The organism is Pseudomonas sp. LS2P72 (genome assembly GCF_054897865.1).
In genome coordinates this window covers 2,167,767-2,183,493 of sequence record NZ_CM142708.1, presented here as the reverse complement: position 1 = coordinate 2,183,493, position 15,727 = coordinate 2,167,767, and the positions used below count along the sequence as shown (strand labels likewise).

Below are 15,727 nucleotides of genomic sequence, written 5' to 3'. Positions count from 1 at the left end.
GAGAAACCCACGGTCAGTCCCCTCTCCCTCTGGGAGAGGGTTAGGGTGAGGGATGGATTCCGAACTGAACGACGAACCCACAAACACCAAAAAACCCGCCATCCCTTTTCACAGGAATGGCGGGTTTTGTCGTTTCAGATCACACCGTATCCACCTTCAACGAATGGTCATTCAACATCCCGTTGATAATCGTCGCCGTATCGTGCCCCCCCGCAATCACCCCACCCGCCCCCGGCGTAACCCCGTAATGGCTGGCCAGATTCACACCCGCCAAATCAATGGTCTGATTCGGCGCGGCGCCAGCCATGGCGCTGACATCAATACTGGTGACCAGTGAGTCGCCGCTGCCGGTGACTTTGAAGTGCAGGTAGTCATCCAGCGAAGCCGCCGTGCTGTTTTCCCCTTGCAGCAGTTGCGACAGGTCGAGTTTGTCGATGCCCGGTGTGAAGTCGGTGACCACGTCGTGGCCGCTGTTGCCTTTGAGCCACTGGAAGGTGTCGGCACCGCTGCCGCCGGTGAGGGTGTTGTTGCCCAGGCCGCCGATCAGGAAGTCGTCGCCGCCCCCGCCGTTGAGCATGTCGTTACCCAGGCCGCCGTTGATGATGTTGCTGTTGTTGTCGCCGATGAGCGAGTCGTTGAAGTTGGAACCGGTGAGGTTTTCGATCGCTGTCAGGGTGTCGGTGCCGGCGCCGACGGTGTTCTGCGCCCCGAGCACGCCCAGATTGACCGTGACCCCGGCCGTAGCGTGGGCATAGCTCGCGGTGTCGACGCCGGTGCCGCCGTCGAGCAGGTCGTTGCCCGCGCCGCTGTACAGCAAGTCATTGCCGGCGCCGCCGTGCATTTCGTTGTTGCCGGAACCGGCGGTCAGTACGTCGTTGCCGTCACCGGCATTGATCACGTTGTTACCGGCGCCCGCCACCAGTACATCATCGCCCGCCGTGCCGGTGAGGGTATGGCCGTCCTGATAGGTGATGGTCACGGCGGCGTTGTCGCTGCCGCCATGGCTGTCGTTGGCGGCGTAGGTGCCGTGGGCATCTGGCGCGGTGTCGTGGGCTCCGGCGTAGTTGACGGTCATGGTCAGCTGGTAGTTTTCCGCTCCCTTCCCGCTGTTGCCCGGACCACCATTGTCGATGTTGGTGATGTGGATCTGGTAGGTGCTGTCCGACGTTGCGGTGAGGGTTTGCCCGTCCGCGAGGGCGATCCATGCGCCGCCGTTGATTGAGTACTCCATGGCGATATGACCGGCCGCCAGATTGTGGTTCAGATTAAGGGTTTCACCCTGTTTGAGGTCGACGGTGATGCGGTCGTCATGGTGGGTGTTGCTGCTAACCGGTCCCAGCGCTCCGCTGACGACCAACACCGCCGTCATGGCTGCCGTGTTGGCGACGAATGCACTGCGGGCGAGGATCACCGCCTGCACGTTACCGCCGGTGAAGCTGAAGTTTTGCTGGGTGCCGGTAAAGTCCGCACCTTTGGCAATCCAACCGGTGCTGACGGTGGTCGGCGACGCGGTCAGCGGATCGCCATTCGGATCGGTGTCATTGGCCAGCAACAACTCGCCTGGCACCACGACACTGCCCGACAGCACGTTGGTGATGATGTGGTCATCGACCGCCACCGGTGGCGCGTTCGCAATGACTGGGGCTGTCAACGTCGAACCATTGTTCACGTCGATGGTGATGGTGGTGGTCCTCTCGTCGCCATCGCCATCGCGCAAGGTGTAGGTGAACACGTCGGTCGCACCGGGACCGTTCACGGCGTTCGGGTTGCTGTGGTAGACGGCGTTGCCGTTGGCATCCAGCGTCAGGTAACCATAGGTGCCATTGATCTGGCTGTTCAGGCCACCGATGACCGAGGTCGAGGTGTCTGAACCGGCACGCACGCCGACCACTCCAACCCCATCGGCATCGCCGAAGTCGTTCGCCAGCACGTTGCCACTGACGATGCCGCCCTCCGCTACCGAGGCTGCGTCGGGGTTGGCGGTCGGCAGGTCATCGACAATTTTGACCACGATGGTGCTGGTGGTGCTGTTGCCCAGAGAGTCAGTGGCTTTGTAAGTGAAACTTTCGCTAAGGGTGTTCGCGCCATCGTCGGCGTTCGGCGTGGTGCTTGGCGCCGATGTCAGCGTGTAGGTGTAGGTGCCGTTGGGATTGAGCAGGATTTGCCCGTAAGTGCCGATGGCGCTGCCGACAAGGGTGTAGGTGATCGCACCGACCGCGCCGCTGACGGAGCCGACCAGGGTGCCACTGGCGGTTTCAGCCGTGAGGCCCGGCTGACTGCCGGTGACGGTGCCAGGCGCCAGATCCTGGCCGTCCTGGTTCAGGTCGAGGGCTTTTTCGTACACGGTCACGTCACTGTCGCTGACCGCCGTGATCGCGCTGTTGTGCACATCGATGGTGATGGTCGTGGTGCTTTGGTCACCGTCGGCATCGCGCACGGTGTAGGTGAACACGTCGGTCGCACCGGGACCGCTCACGGCGTTCGGGTTGCTGTGGTAGACGGCGTTGCCGTTGGCGTCCAGCGTCAGGTAACCGTAGGTGCCATTGATCTGAGTGTTCAGGCCGCCAACGGCGGAGGTCGAGGTGTCTGAACCGGCACGCACGCCGATTACCGCCCCTCCTGCGGCGAGGCCATCGGCGCCGCCGACGTCGTTCCACAGCACGTTGCCGCTGACAACGCCGCCCTCTGCGACCGCGGTCGAGTCGGCGTGGGCGATCGGCTGATCATCGACGATTTTGACCACGATGGTGCTGGTGGTGCTGTTGCCCAGAGAGTCGGTGGCTTTGTAGGTGAAGCTTTCGCTCAGGGTGTTCGGCCCGTCGTTGGCATGCGGCGTAGTGCTGGCCGGCGAGGTCAGGGTGTAGGTGTAGGTGCCGTTGGGATTGAGCAGGATTTGCCCGTAAGTGCCGATGGCGCTGCCGACCAGGGTGTAGGTGATCGCACCGACCGCGCCGCTGACTGAACCAACCAGCGTGCCACTGGCGGTTTCGCCGGTGTTGCTCGGCAGGCTGCCGGTGACCGTGCCAGGCGCCAGATCCTGGCCGTCCTGGTTCAGGTCGAGGGCTTTTTCGTACACGGTCACGTCGCTGTCGCTGACCGCCGTGATCGCGCTGTTGTGCACATCGATGGTGATGGTCGTGGTGCTTTGGTCACCGTCGGCATCGCGCACGGTGTAGGTGAACACGTCGGTCGCACCGGGACCGCTCACGGCGTTCGGGTTGCTGTGGTAGACGGCGTTGCCGTTGGCGTCCAGCGTCAGGTAACCGTAGGTGCCATTGATCTGAGTGTTGAGGCCGCCAACAGCCGAGGTCGAGGTGTCTGAACCGGCACGCACGCCGATTACCGCCCCCCCTGCGGCGAGGCCATCGGCACCGCCGACGTCGTTCCACAGCACGTTGCCACTGACAACGCCGCCCTCTGCGACTGCGGTCGAGTCGGCGTGGGCGATCGGCTGATCATCGACGATTTTGACCACGATGGTACTGGTGGTGCTGTTGCCCAGAGAGTCGGTGGCTTTGTAGGTGAAGCTTTCGCTCAGGGTGTTCGGCCCGTCGTTGGCATGCGGCGTGGTGCTGGCCGGCGAGGTCAGCGTGTAGGTGTAGGAGCCATCGGGGTTGAGCAGGATTTGCCCGTAGGTGCCGGTAGCGTTGCCGACCAGGGTGTAGGTGATCGCGCCGGTGGCACCGGTGACCGAACCGACCAGCGTGCCACTGGCGGTTTCGCCGGTGTTGCTCGGCAGGCTGCCGGTGACGGTGCCAGGCGCCAGATCCTGGCCGTCCTGGTTCAGGTCGAGGGCTTTTTCGTACACGGTCACGTCGCTGTCGCTGACCGCTGTGATGCAGCTGTTGTGCACGTCAATGGTGATGGTGGTGGTGCTTTGGTCACCGTCGGCATCGCGCACGGTGTAGGTGAACACGTCGGTCGCACCGGGACCGCTCACGGCGTTCGGGTTGCTGTGGTAGACGGCGTTGCCGTTGGCGTCCAGCGTCAGGTAACCGTAGGTGCCATTGATCTGAGTGTTGAGGCCGCCAACAGCCGAGGTCGAGGTGTCTGAACCGGCACGCACGCCGATTACCGCCCCCCCTGCGGCGAGGCCATCGGCACCGCCGACGTCGTTCCACAGCACGTTGCCACTGACAACGCCGCCCTCTGCGACTGCGGTCGAGTCGGCGTGGGCGATCGGCTGATCATCGACGATTTTGACCACGATGGTACTGGTGGTGCTGTTGCCCAGAGAGTCAGTGGCTTTGTAGGTGAAGCTTTCGCTCAGGGTGTTCGGCCCGTCGTTGGCATTCGGCGTGGTGCTGGCCGGCGAGGTCAGGGTGTAGGTGTAGGTGCCGTTGGGATTGAGCAGGATTTGCCCGTAAGTGCCGATGGCGCTGCCGACCAGGGTGTAGGTGATCGCACCGACCGCGCCGCTGACGGAGCCGACCAGGGTGCCACTGGCGGTTTCGCCGGTGTTGCTCGGCAGGCTGCCGGTGACCGTGCCGGGCGCCAGATCCTGGCCGTCCTTGTTTAGATCCAAGGCTTTTTCGTAGACGGTCACGTCACTGTCGCTGACCGCCGTGATCGCGCTGTTGTGCACGTCAATGGTGATGGTGGTGGTGCTTTGGTCACCGTCGGCATCGCGCACGGTGTAGGTGAACACGTCGGTCGCCCCGGGGCCGCTCACGGCGTTCGGGTTGCTGTGGTAGACGGCGTTGCCGTTGGCGTCCAGCGTCAGGTAACCGTAGGTGCCATTGATCTGAGTGTTGAGGCCGCCAACAGCCGAGGTCGAGGTGTCTGAACCGGCACGCACGCCGATTACCGCCCCTCCTGCGGCGAGGCCATCGGCACCGCCGACGTCGTTCCACAGCACGTTGCCACTGACAACGCCGCCCTCTGCGACTGCGGTCGAGTCGGCGTGGGCGATCGGCTGATCATCGACGATTTTGACCACGATGGTGCTGGTGGTGCTGTTGCCCAGAGAGTCGGTGGCTTTGTAGGTGAAGCTTTCGCTCAGGGTGTTCGGCCCGTCGTTGGCATTCGGCGTGGTGCTGGCCGGCGAGGTCAGGGTGTAGGTGTAGGTGCCGTTGGGATTGAGCAGGATTTGACCGTAGGTGCCAGTGGCGCTGCCGACCAGCGTGTAAGTGATCGCGCCGGTGGCACCGGTGACCGAACCGACCAGCGTGCCACTGGCGGTTTCGCCGGTGTTGCTCGGCAGGCTGCCGGTGACCGTGCCGGGCGCCAGATCCTGGCCGTCCTTGTTTAGATCCAGGGCTTTTTCGTACACGGTCACGTCGCTGTCGCTGACCGCCGTGATCGCGCTGTTGTGCACATCGATGGTGATGGTCGTGGTGCTTTGGTCACCGTCGGCATCGCGCACGGTGTAGGTGAACACGTCGGTCGCACCGGGACCGCTCACGGCGTTCGGGTTGCTGTGGTAGACGGCGTTGCCGTTGGCATCCAGCGTCAGGTAACCGTAGGTGCCATTGATCTGAGTGTTGAGGCCGCCAACGGCCGAGGTCGAGGTGTCTGAACCGGCACGCACGCCGACCACTGCGCCCCCTGCGGCGAGGCCATCGGCACCGCCGACGTCGTTCCACAGCACGTTGCCACTGACGATGCCGCCTTCAGCGACCGAAGCTTCGTCGGCATGAGCAGTCGGCAGGTCATCGACGATGTTGACGTTGATTTGCCCGGTCGCCGAACTGCCGTCCGTATCGGTGGCGACGACGTCGAAATTCTCGGTGATGCTGTTGGCGCCATTACCGGCCGGATGGGTTTCATTGTCGTTGAGGGTGTAGCTGTAACTCACAACCCCTGTGGCCGGGTTGTACCCGGTGACGGTCAGGGTGTTGCCCAACGGGGTGGTGATCGACAGTGGGAAGCCCGCGGCAACGCCCCCGCTGATCACGCTGACGCCACCGATGCTCAGGCTGGTCAGCCCGTCAGGCGCAGACACGCTGAACGTGCCGGTCTTGGTCAGCGCCCCAGGGTTGGGGGCCGAACCGTCGGCCAGGTTGGCCTCATTGACGGTCAGTTCACCCCCAGCCACCGACAGGCCGGTGAGGGTGACCGGATTGTTCGGCACCTCAGGAACAACCGGTGTTACAGGAACAACCGGTGCCCCAGGAACAACCGGCGCCACCGGAAGATCGCCTGAACCTCCCGAACCACCTGAACCACCTGAACCACCTGAACCGCCAGCACCGTTGTCGCCGTTGTCCGGGTTTGCGGCCAGCCGCTCCAGGGGAAATTCGGGAATGCCGTTGAACCCTGCGGTAGGAAAACCAATAGTCGGATCGACCCGCCCGCCCACCTCTTCAAGCATGACAAACGAATGGCCGCCGCCCCCATCAGGTGCACCGCCAGAACCCGGTCCGGCCGCCGTAGCTTCAGCAGTCTGGGTCGGGTCGTCGCCGGCAGCGATCGCTTTTTGCAGTTTCTCGACATCGGTCAATTGCGCCTGAGTCGGCGTCACCGCTTCCGCGGTGTGTACAGGGGGCGCCTGATGCGCGAGTAACCGGGGCGTCAACTCCATACTGCTGCCACGCCCGAGGGTCAGTTCCTGGCCATTCTGCAGATTAACCGCCACCGCGCCTTCGGCCCCGGTGACCAGTTGATCGCCGGCGAATAACCGGTCCCCCTCGACCAGCGCGCGTCGGGTGCCATCGCTCGCAACCGCGAACACCTGACCAATGACCTTACTGACAATACCGATGAGCGTAGCCATGTGCACTTCCTCCGCTGCCAACCGCTGTCGGCATCCTGTTTTTGCGAAGAACGTGCTCCTGGTTCCAACGGGTTGCCTGGCGGAATCGCCTGCTGGCAGCGGTTACTTGAAGTAAGCCGCTGCCCTGGCGCCGTTCTCGCCAAGCGTGCCGCTCGCGGGCGACGTGTCTGCTGCGGGATAAAACCCTATGCAATCAATGGCATCGGGATCCAATTGCGCAACAAGTCGCCCTTTGAGCGATGCGTAACGGTTTTGATCCACTAAGGTGACAAAAAACCGTCACCACAAAACCGTCCGCTTCCCTCCCCTCCAGCACTTCCCCGCCCTATATCGATATGTGGTTTGGAACTTTCCTCAAGCCCTGCCAAGCGCCCTAACGCTCATAAATCAAGGGCTTTCGGAGTGAACAATGTGCTGGATTTTGCGAGTCGCATAAGTTTTTTTTGGCATAAGCCTTATGAAAAATTCTTCTATGTTTTTCCCCAAAATGTTCTTAGCTCTGTTGTTACAAGCATGAAACGGTTTTCACTATAAATGCCGTCAACTATTTGGCGGCTAATAAGCATCATTAGGAATCAGGGAGAGGCACCCATGCGCGTATTAACCCCCCTCTGCAGCGCAATTCTGCTGGCCATGGCCTGCACTTCTCAGGCTCAAGCCATGTCATTGACGGAGGCAATCCAGAGCACCATCGCGACCCACCCCGAACTGGCATCGCGTGTAGACAGCCGCCTCTCGGCCGATGAGCAAGTGAAAGTCGCCAAGGGAGGATTTTATCCATCGGTTGATCTGAATGCCGCCTACGGGCGCGGGTACAGCGATAACACCAGCACCCGGGCCTTCGGTAATCACCACACCGAAATCCTGACCTACACCCAATCGGAATTGCGTCTGCGGCAGATGCTCTTCGACGGTTTCAACACCTCCAACGAAGTCCAGCGCACCAAAGGCGTGGTCAATTCCCGGGCCTATTACGCTCAGGGCACCGCTCAGGATCTGGCCCTGCGCACCATCGAGGTCTACCTCGAAGTGCTCAAGCGCCGCGAATTGGTGACCCTGGCCAAGAACAATCTGCAAGCTCACATGCGGGTCAACGATCAGATCGGTCTGCGCACCCAGCGTGGTATCGGCAGCACCGCCGACTCCGACCAGTCCGTCGCTCGTCGGGCACTGGCACAAAACAACCTCGATACCGCTGAGGTCGATCTGGCAGATGCCGAGTCGAACTTCTACGCCGTCGTGGGGCGCCTGCCCGATGAACTCGAAGCCCCGCCCTCGACCCGCGGTGAACTACCCGCCACCTTGCAGGAAGCTCAGCAAAGCATGGTGGAAAACAACCCGTACCTGAAATCCGCCCAGGCCGATGTGCAATCGGCCGAGAGCCAGTACGAGGTTTCCAAATCGCCGTTCTACCCTCGCTTCGACGCCGAAGCCGCCGTAGGTGCGAACAACAACGTGCAGGGCGATGAAGGCCACGACAACGAGTGGCGAGTCGGCGTGGTGATGAACTACAACCTGTTCCGCGGTGGCAGCGACAAGGCTCGCCTGGCCTCCAATGCGCACCAGATCAACCAGGCAATGGACATCCGCAACAATGCCTTGCGCCAACTCAACGAGAACATTCACCTGGCCTGGAACGCCATGGTCAACGCCAAGAAACAAACCCCGACCGCCCGCGAATACGCGGATACCAGCGGTCGCGTACGCGTGGCGTATCAGGACCAGTTCGGCCTCGGTCAACGCACCCTGCTCGACCTGCTGGACAGTGAAAACGAGCTCTACAACGCCAACCGCCGCTACACCGAAGTGCGCTACACCGAGGAGTTCTCGATGTACCGCGTGCTGGCGAACATGGGCCAGTTGCTGAGCAAACAACGGGTGGTGTTGCCCGCCGATGCGATCGCCTCCACGGAAGTAAAAAACGAAGCCCGTTTGCCTGAACTCAAATGAAATAACCCTGTAGGAGCTGCCGCAGGCAGCGCCTACAGGGAGAGGTGTAGTTGTCGATGCCAATTGCCGCAGCGCGACGGGAGCGATCAATGTGACCAGCATGGAATCCGGCAACATCGGTGTCGATCCGCGCCTGAGTTTCGATGACCCGCTTCTGGACGGTCTGTTGATCCTCTGCAAACTCCACGGCGCGACGGTCAGTCGCGCCAGCCTGAGTGCCGGGCTGCCCCTGAACAAACAACGCTTGAGCCTGGACTTGCTGCCTCGCGCAGCGGCCCGGGCCAGTTTGCAGGCGCGATTGCTGCGCCGTGAACTGGCGGATATTTCCGCCCTCAACCTGCCTGTGATGCTGATCCTCAACAACGGCCGCACGGCCGTTCTACGACGCTTCGGCGATGACGGTCAGTTGCTGATTTTGCCGAGCGAAGCCGACGGCGGTGAACAATGGGTCAGCACGGATGAACTGGCCGAGAATTACAGCGGCCAGGCTTTGTTCGCGCGGCCGCGGCATGAACTCGAAGACTTGCGCTCGCCGCTGGTGCCCCGAGTTGAGGCGTGGTTTCGCGACACGTTGAAGCTGTCGAAGTGGCTGTACAGCGACGCGATTCTGGCGAGTTTTCTGATCAACCTGCTGGGACTGATGGTGCCGCTGTTCGTGATGCAGACCTACGACCGGGTGGTGCCGAACCAGGCCACGTCGACGTTGTGGGTGCTGTCCATCGGCTTGCTGATCGGCACCGGTTTCGAACTGGTGTTGCGGGTGGTCCGCGCGCACCTGCTGGACACCGCGGGGCAGAAAACTGACGTGATCCTTTCGGCCACGTTGTTCGAACGCATTACCGGCATGGCGATGAAAGCGCGGCCGGCAACCATCGGCGGTTTTGCCCAAAGCATTCACGACTTTCAGGGCCTGCGGGAATTCCTCACCGCGGTGACCCTCACCAGCCTGATCGACCTGCCCTTTGCCGTGCTGATGCTGGTGGTGATCGGCCTGCTCGGCGGCTGGCTGGTGGTGATTCCGTTACTGGCGTTTCCGATCACGATCATCTTCGCGATGGTGATCCAGATGCGCCTGCGCGACACCGTACAGAAAAGCCTGACCCTGGGCGCCGAACGCCAGGCGTTGCTGATTGAAACCCTCGGCGGCCTGGAAACCCTCAAGGCCTGCAGCGCCGAAAGCGAACGCCAGCACAAGTGGGAAAGCACCCATGGCGCCCTCACCCGCCTCGACAGCCATGCGCGCAACCTCTCGGCGCTGGCCACCAATGGCACGCTGTTCATCCAGCAATTCTCCGGCATGGCGACCATCGTCGCCGGGGTCTACAGCATCATCGCCGGCAATCTCAGCGTCGGCGCGCTGGTGGCGACCTACATGCTCGGTAGTCGGGTGCTCGCGCCGCTGGGACAGATTGCCGGTTTGATCACGCGCTATCAGCAAGCGCAACTGACCATGAAAAGTACCGATGCGCTGATGTCCTTGCCGCAGGAACGCGACGCCAAACAACGGCCGCTTGAACGCACGCAACTGCAAGGCGCGATAGACGTCAGCAGTGTGACGTTCCACTACAACGGCCAGAACGCACCGGCCCTGGCCAACATCAGCTTCAGCGTAAAACCCGGCGAGCGGATCGGCATCATCGGTCGCAGCGGCTCGGGCAAAAGTACGCTGGCGCGGCTGGTGATGGGTTTCTACGCACCGGAAGAAGGCCAGCTGCTGCTCGATGGCCTGGACCTGCGGCAACTGGACGTCGCTGACCTGCGCCAGCAAATCGGTTACGTCGCCCATGATCTGCCGCTGTTGGCCGGCAGCCTGCGCGACAACCTGACCCTCGGCGCACGCTATATCAGCGATTCACGGATGCTCGAAGTCGCCGAACTGACTGGCGTCACCGAGCTGGCCCGTCAGCATCCGCAAGGCTTCGACCGGCCGGTGGGTGAACGCGGACAACTGCTGTCCGGCGGGCAACGTCAGGCGGTGTTGCTGGCCCGCGCCTTGTTGCTGGACCCGCCGATCATGTTGCTCGACGAACCCACCAGCGCCATGGACAACAGCAGCGAAGACGTTCTGCGGCAAAAACTCCACCGCTGGGTCCAGGGCAAAACCCTGCTGCTGGTGACCCACCGCACCTCGATGCTCAGCCTGGTGGATCGGCTGGTGGTGCTGGACAACGGGCGAATCGTCGCCGACGGTCCGAAAGACGTGGTCATCGATGCATTGCGCAAGGGCCGTGTCGGCTCTGCGGCTGTCTAGGAGCTAGCCATGGCCCGTTCATCATCCGACGCGTCGCGCTCTGATTCGAAGCCGCGTGGCTACTTTGGCAGCTTCAGCAAAAGCGCCGAAAGCGAATTCATGCCGGAAACCGCGGGCGCCTCGTTGCAGGATTCCCCACGCTGGTCGCGGATCACTGTGTGGCTGGCGGCTGCGCTGATTATCACCGCGGTGGTCTGGGCCAAGTTTGCGGTGCTGCAGGAAGTGACCATGGGCGAAGGCAAGGCGATCCCGTCGAGCAAGGTTCAAGTGATCCAGAACCTGGAAGGCGGCATCGTCACTGAGATCTTCGTGCGCGAAGGGCAAATGGTGAACAAGGGCGATACCTTGCTGCGCCTCGATGACACTCGGTTCCTGTCGAACAAGGGCGAAAGCGAGGCGGACCGCTATGCGCTGACCGCGCAGGTCGAACGGCTGTCGGCCGAAGCGGAAGGCCGGCCATTCAAGCTCTCCCCCGAAGTGATCGCCAAGGCGCCGCAAGTGGCCGAAGACGAGCGCTCGCTGTACGAGCAACGACAACGCCGACTGGCCAGCGAACAGCGCACCTTGAGTGAGCAACTTCGGCAGAAAACCCAGGAGCTGGCGGAGTTCCGCTCCAAGCAGGGCCAATACAGTTCAAGCCTGGCGTTGCTGCAACAAGAGATGAACATGTCCGCGCCGCTGGTGGGCTCCGGGGCGGTTTCGCCGGTGGAAATTTTGCGCCTCAAACGCAGCGCGGTGGAGATTCGCGGTTCATTGAACGCCACGACCCTGGCGATTCCCCGTGCGGAATCGGCGATCAATGAGATCAGAAGCAAGATTGATGAGTCCGAACAATCCTTCCGCTCCGACGCGGCGAAAGAGCTGAATGAAAAACGCACCGACCTGTCGAAAATCACGGCATCGAGCATTGCGATCGATGACCGCGTAACCCGCACCACGGTGGTGTCGCCGGTTCACGGGATTATCAAAATACTGAAGGTCAACACCATCGGCGGCGTGGTCCAGCCGGGCAGCGACATGGTGGAAATCGTGCCCATTGAAGACAACTTGCTGATCGAGGCCAAAGTGCGGCCGCAGGACGTGGCGTTTCTGCACCCCGGACAGAAAGCGATGGTCAAGTTCAGTGCTTACGACTACACGATTTATGGAGGGTTGACAGCCAAGCTGGAGTTGATTGGGGCGGACACGATTACGGACGACAAGGGCAACAGCTTCTATTTGATTCAGGTGAGGACCGACAAGAATCATTTGGGCGGGGATGTGAAACCGTTGCTGATCATTCCGGGAATGGTGGCGACGGTGGACATCATCACCGGGGAGAAAAGTGTGCTGGATTACTTGCTCAAACCGGTGCTCAAAGCCCGGACCGAGGCGATGCGGGAACGGTAGTCTCTGGCCAGGATTTTCTGTGAATGTTCTACCGCTATCGCGAGCAGGCTCGCTCCCACAGTGGATCGCATTTCTTCTGGAAGAACTCGGTCAACTGTGGGAGCGAGCCTGCTCGCGATGAGGCCCGCACAGGCAATGATCATTTCGGCCCATGATTGCGCTGGTAGGTCTCCTCCCCCATCGCCGCAATCTGCCCCTCGATCAACGCTTCAAACGGTCGTAGCAACGGCTCGAAGGTCGTCGGTGCTTCGAGGGTCTGCAACGCCTGAACAATCGCCTCCACCGTCGACAACGCGCCCGGCCCTGGTGCTTTGCGCAATCGGTATCTCGACACCGCGCCGTGCGCCAACGTCACCCTCGGCAGCGCCGCCAGCAGCGGGTTGAGGTGCAGCATCTTGCGCGCCTTGCGCCAGGTGCCGTCCGGAACCACCAACAACATCGGTTCATCATTTAGCGTGTAAGCCTGCAACGGCTGCGCATCATCGGCGGGAAACAGCAGCCGCGCCTGATAACCCGGCTGATTCAACAATGCCGGCAAATCCTCGAACACCTCGCCCACTATCAACTCGGCATTCTTCAACCCCAACGCCGCCAACCGCGCGGTGTTCAGCGCGTGGTTCACTTCGCTCGGGTGCTGCAACACCAGCACTCGAGTGCGGCTGTCGAGGCTCGGAATCAGTGGGCACAAACAGTGAGTTTGCGGGCGCAGGCAGCGCGGGCATTGGATTCTGGACATTGCTTCTTCTTCCGTTAAGCAGCCTGATTGAGTTGCGCTTTGAGCAGGTCGCGGAAGGTCTGGATCAACGGCTCGCGGCTGCGGCCACGACGCACGATCATCGAGAACGGCGCCTGATAGCCGAAAGTCGCCGGCAGCAGCACTCGCAAATCGCCCTTGTCGGCCCAGGCCTGAGCGTAGTGCTCCGGCAAGTAACCGATGTAGGCGCCGGACAGCACCAGAATCAGCTGCGCCTCCATACTTTCCACGGTCGCCGCGCTGTGCTTGAAACCGTGGCGCGCCAGTTCCGCCTGGCTCCAGTAGCCGCGGCCAACCATCCGTTGCTGAGTGATCACTTGCTCGGGAATGCGCCGCTCGGTGAACAGCGGATGACGGCTACTGCAATACAACCAGTGTTGTTCGCGGTAGAGCGGCATGTAAACCAGACCGCTCATGCGCGTGGAGAACGCGCCGATGGCCAGGTCGAGGCGGTTGTCCTGCACGCCGAGTTGCAACTCGTAAGGGCTCATGACCGAGAGGTGCAAATGCACGGCCGGGTGTTCCTGGCTGTAAGCGCCAATGGCTTCGGCGAAGGGCAAGGCCTTGTCGCTGACGGTGGAGTCGATGACGCCGAGGTTCAAGGTACCGCGCAGTTCGCCCTTGAGCGCCGCAGCGTATTGTTCGAAGCCTTCGAGTTCTCCGAGCAGGCGCAGGGTTTCCTGATGGAACAGCTCGCCTTTGCTGGTCAGGCTGAAACCACCGCGGCCGCGATGGCAGAGGACCAGGCCGAGGGCGGCTTCGAGCTGGCTCATGTAAGTGCTGATGGCCGAGGTCGAGAGGTTGAGCTCTTGCTGGGCGTTGGCAAACCCCTGATGGCGAACCACGCTGACGAAGATGCGCAACAGTTTCAGGTCGGGTAATGCGTTGGCCATGGGGGCTCCAAACCAGAAGAATTTCAATACCTGTGGCGAGGGGATTTATCCCCGTTGGGTGGCGAAGCCGCCCCAAATCCTGCACACCGGGGTGTCAGATGCACTGCATGTGCAATGGGATTACGACTGCTTCGCAGCCGAACGGGGATAAATCCCCTCGCCACAAATCCCCTCGCCACAGGAGTGCGGCGCATGGCCGCAAGTTTATCTCTGTGCCAGCCATTAGTTTAGAAAAATCTGAACTAAGTATTTGCCCGTAGCGATTCTTCCCGCCCACTACATTTCGCAGAATCGCCCCACAGCGGTGCCTGCGTCTCCTCGACCTGCGCAACCGACATAAATAAAACAACGACGATGAGGCCTTACCCGTGGACAAGATTCTTCACCAACCACTGGGCGGCAATGAAATGCCGCGCTTCGGCGGCATCGCCACCATGATGCGACTCCCCCATGTGCCAACCGCTGCCGGTCTGGATGCTGCCTTCGTTGGCGTCCCGCTGGACATCGGCACGTCCCTGCGCCCCGGCACCCGTTTCGGGCCTCGCGAAATCCGCGCTGAATCGGTGATGATCCGTCCGTACAACATGGCCACCGGTGCTGCACCGTTCGACTCGCTGTCGGTTGCCGACATCGGTGACGTGGCGATCAACACGTTCAACCTGCTGGACGCGGTACGGATCATCGAAGAGTCCTACCACAAGATCCTCGAACACAATGTGATCCCCCTGACTCTCGGCGGCGACCACACCATCACCCTGCCAATCCTGCGTGCGATCCATAAGAAGCACGGCAAGGTCGGCCTGGTGCACATCGACGCTCACGCCGATGTGAACGATCACATGTTCGGCGAGAAAATTGCCCACGGCACCACCTTCCGTCGCGCTGTCGAAGAAGGTCTTCTGGATCCGGACCGCGTGGTGCAAATTGGCCTGCGCGCTCAGGGCTACACCGCTGACGACTTCAACTGGAGTCGTAATCAAGGTTTCCGTGTGGTTCAGGCAGAAGAGTGCTGGCACAAATCCCTGGCCCCGCTGATGGCCGAGGTTCGCGAGAAAGTCGGCGGCGGTCCGGTGTACCTGAGTTTCGACATCGACGGCATCGATCCAGCGTGGGCGCCAGGCACCGGCACCCCGGAAATCGGTGGTCTGACGACCATTCAGGCGATTGAGATCGTTCGCGGCTGCCAAGGCCTCGACCTGGTCGGCTGCGATCTGGTAGAAGTCTCGCCCGCTTACGACACCACCGGCAACACCTCGCTGCTGGCCGCCAACCTGCTGTACGAAATGCTCTGCGTACTGCCTGGCGTGGTCCACCGCTGAGGATTGGTCGTGAACGAACGTGATCAGGTACTCAAGGCCGCTGCTGATCTGGTAGCCGCCTTTGCCCGTAACGATCGCGAAGCCTACTTCGGCGCCTTCAGCGTCGACGCCAGCTTCGTGTTCTACACCCTCGAACAGCCCCTGCTGTCGCGCGATGCCTATCAGGCGTTGTGGGACACCTGGCGCTCGGAGGATGGCTTCGAGGTGCTTTCGTGTACCTCGAGCAACGCCTTCGTCAGCCTGCAGGGTGACGTGGCGATTTTCATCCATGACGTGGCCACCGAGCTGCGCATGCAAGGGGAGCAACACTTCAGCCAGGAGCGCGAGACGATTGTGTTTCGCCGACAACAACAAGGCCTATGGCTGGCCTGCCACGAACATTTGTCCGCGATGCCGGAAGGGCTGCCACCCCCTTAGCCAAACAGGTGACGCTCACACACGATGAGCGCGCCTTTA

8 protein-coding genes are annotated in these 15,727 nt (G+C 61.6%); 5 read left to right on the top strand and 3 right to left on the bottom strand.

Annotated features, from left to right (window positions below; genetic code table 11):
• Positions 1-139: 139 nt before the first annotated feature.
• Positions 140-6,715, bottom strand: a complete 6,576-nt coding sequence (locus ACYZUA_RS10095; RefSeq protein ID WP_461962972.1) for a retention module-containing protein — start codon at positions 6,713-6,715, stop codon at positions 140-142.
• A gap of 591 nt (positions 6,716-7,306) precedes the next feature.
• Between ACYZUA_RS10095 and ACYZUA_RS10090 the strand changes: the two genes are divergently transcribed.
• From ACYZUA_RS10090 to ACYZUA_RS10080, 3 genes are all read left to right on the top strand, one after another.
• Positions 7,307-8,665 (top strand): TolC family outer membrane protein, encoded by a 1,359-nt coding sequence (locus ACYZUA_RS10090; protein WP_461962971.1) that lies wholly within the window; start codon positions 7,307-7,309, stop codon positions 8,663-8,665.
• Positions 8,666-8,756: 91 nt separating this feature from the next.
• Entirely contained in the window at positions 8,757-10,916 is a 2,160-nt protein-coding gene (locus ACYZUA_RS10085; RefSeq protein ID WP_461962969.1) for a type I secretion system permease/ATPase, read from the top strand.
• A 9-nt stretch (positions 10,917-10,925) separates the two neighbouring features.
• Positions 10,926-12,305, top strand: a complete 1,380-nt coding sequence (locus ACYZUA_RS10080; protein ID WP_461962968.1) for an HlyD family type I secretion periplasmic adaptor subunit — start codon at positions 10,926-10,928, stop codon at positions 12,303-12,305.
• Positions 12,306-12,444: 139 nt separating this feature from the next.
• On the opposite strand, the gene ACYZUA_RS10075 is transcribed toward ACYZUA_RS10080, so the two are convergent.
• Complete coding sequence (locus tag ACYZUA_RS10075) at positions 12,445-13,041, bottom strand: tRNA-uridine aminocarboxypropyltransferase (protein WP_461962967.1); 597 nt, start codon at positions 13,039-13,041, stop codon at positions 12,445-12,447.
• 14 nt (positions 13,042-13,055) lie between these two features.
• A complete protein-coding gene (locus ACYZUA_RS10070) occupies positions 13,056-13,952 on the bottom strand; it encodes a LysR family transcriptional regulator (protein ID WP_008153227.1) in 897 nt (298 codons plus the stop codon).
• Positions 13,953-14,320: 368 nt separating this feature from the next.
• Here ACYZUA_RS10070 and speB point away from each other — a divergent pair, with 368 nt between their 5' ends.
• Both speB and ACYZUA_RS10060 read left to right on the top strand, forming a co-directional pair.
• Positions 14,321-15,271 (top strand): agmatinase, encoded by a 951-nt coding sequence (gene speB, locus ACYZUA_RS10065; RefSeq protein WP_008153224.1) that lies wholly within the window; start codon positions 14,321-14,323, stop codon positions 15,269-15,271.
• A 9-nt stretch (positions 15,272-15,280) separates the two neighbouring features.
• Positions 15,281-15,688 (top strand): YybH family protein, encoded by a 408-nt coding sequence (locus tag ACYZUA_RS10060; protein WP_461962966.1) that lies wholly within the window; start codon positions 15,281-15,283, stop codon positions 15,686-15,688.
• The last annotated feature ends 39 nt before the right edge of the window (positions 15,689-15,727 follow it).

Bases quoted from the DNA above. Each gene is read 5' to 3' on its own strand.
- ACYZUA_RS10095 (WP_461962972.1), bottom strand. From the start codon at position 6,715: ATGGCTACGCTCATCGGTATTGTCAGTAAGGTCATTGGTCAGGTGTTC.
- ACYZUA_RS10075 (WP_461962967.1), bottom strand. From the start codon at position 13,041: ATGTCCAGAATCCAATGCCCGCGCTGCCTGCGCCCGCAAACTCACTGT.
- ACYZUA_RS10080 (WP_461962968.1), top strand. From the start codon at position 10,926: ATGGCCCGTTCATCATCCGACGCGTCGCGCTCTGATTCGAAGCCGCGT.
- ACYZUA_RS10070 (WP_008153227.1), bottom strand. From the start codon at position 13,952: ATGGCCAACGCATTACCCGACCTGAAACTGTTGCGCATCTTCGTCAGC.
- ACYZUA_RS10090 (WP_461962971.1), top strand. From the start codon at position 7,307: ATGCGCGTATTAACCCCCCTCTGCAGCGCAATTCTGCTGGCCATGGCC.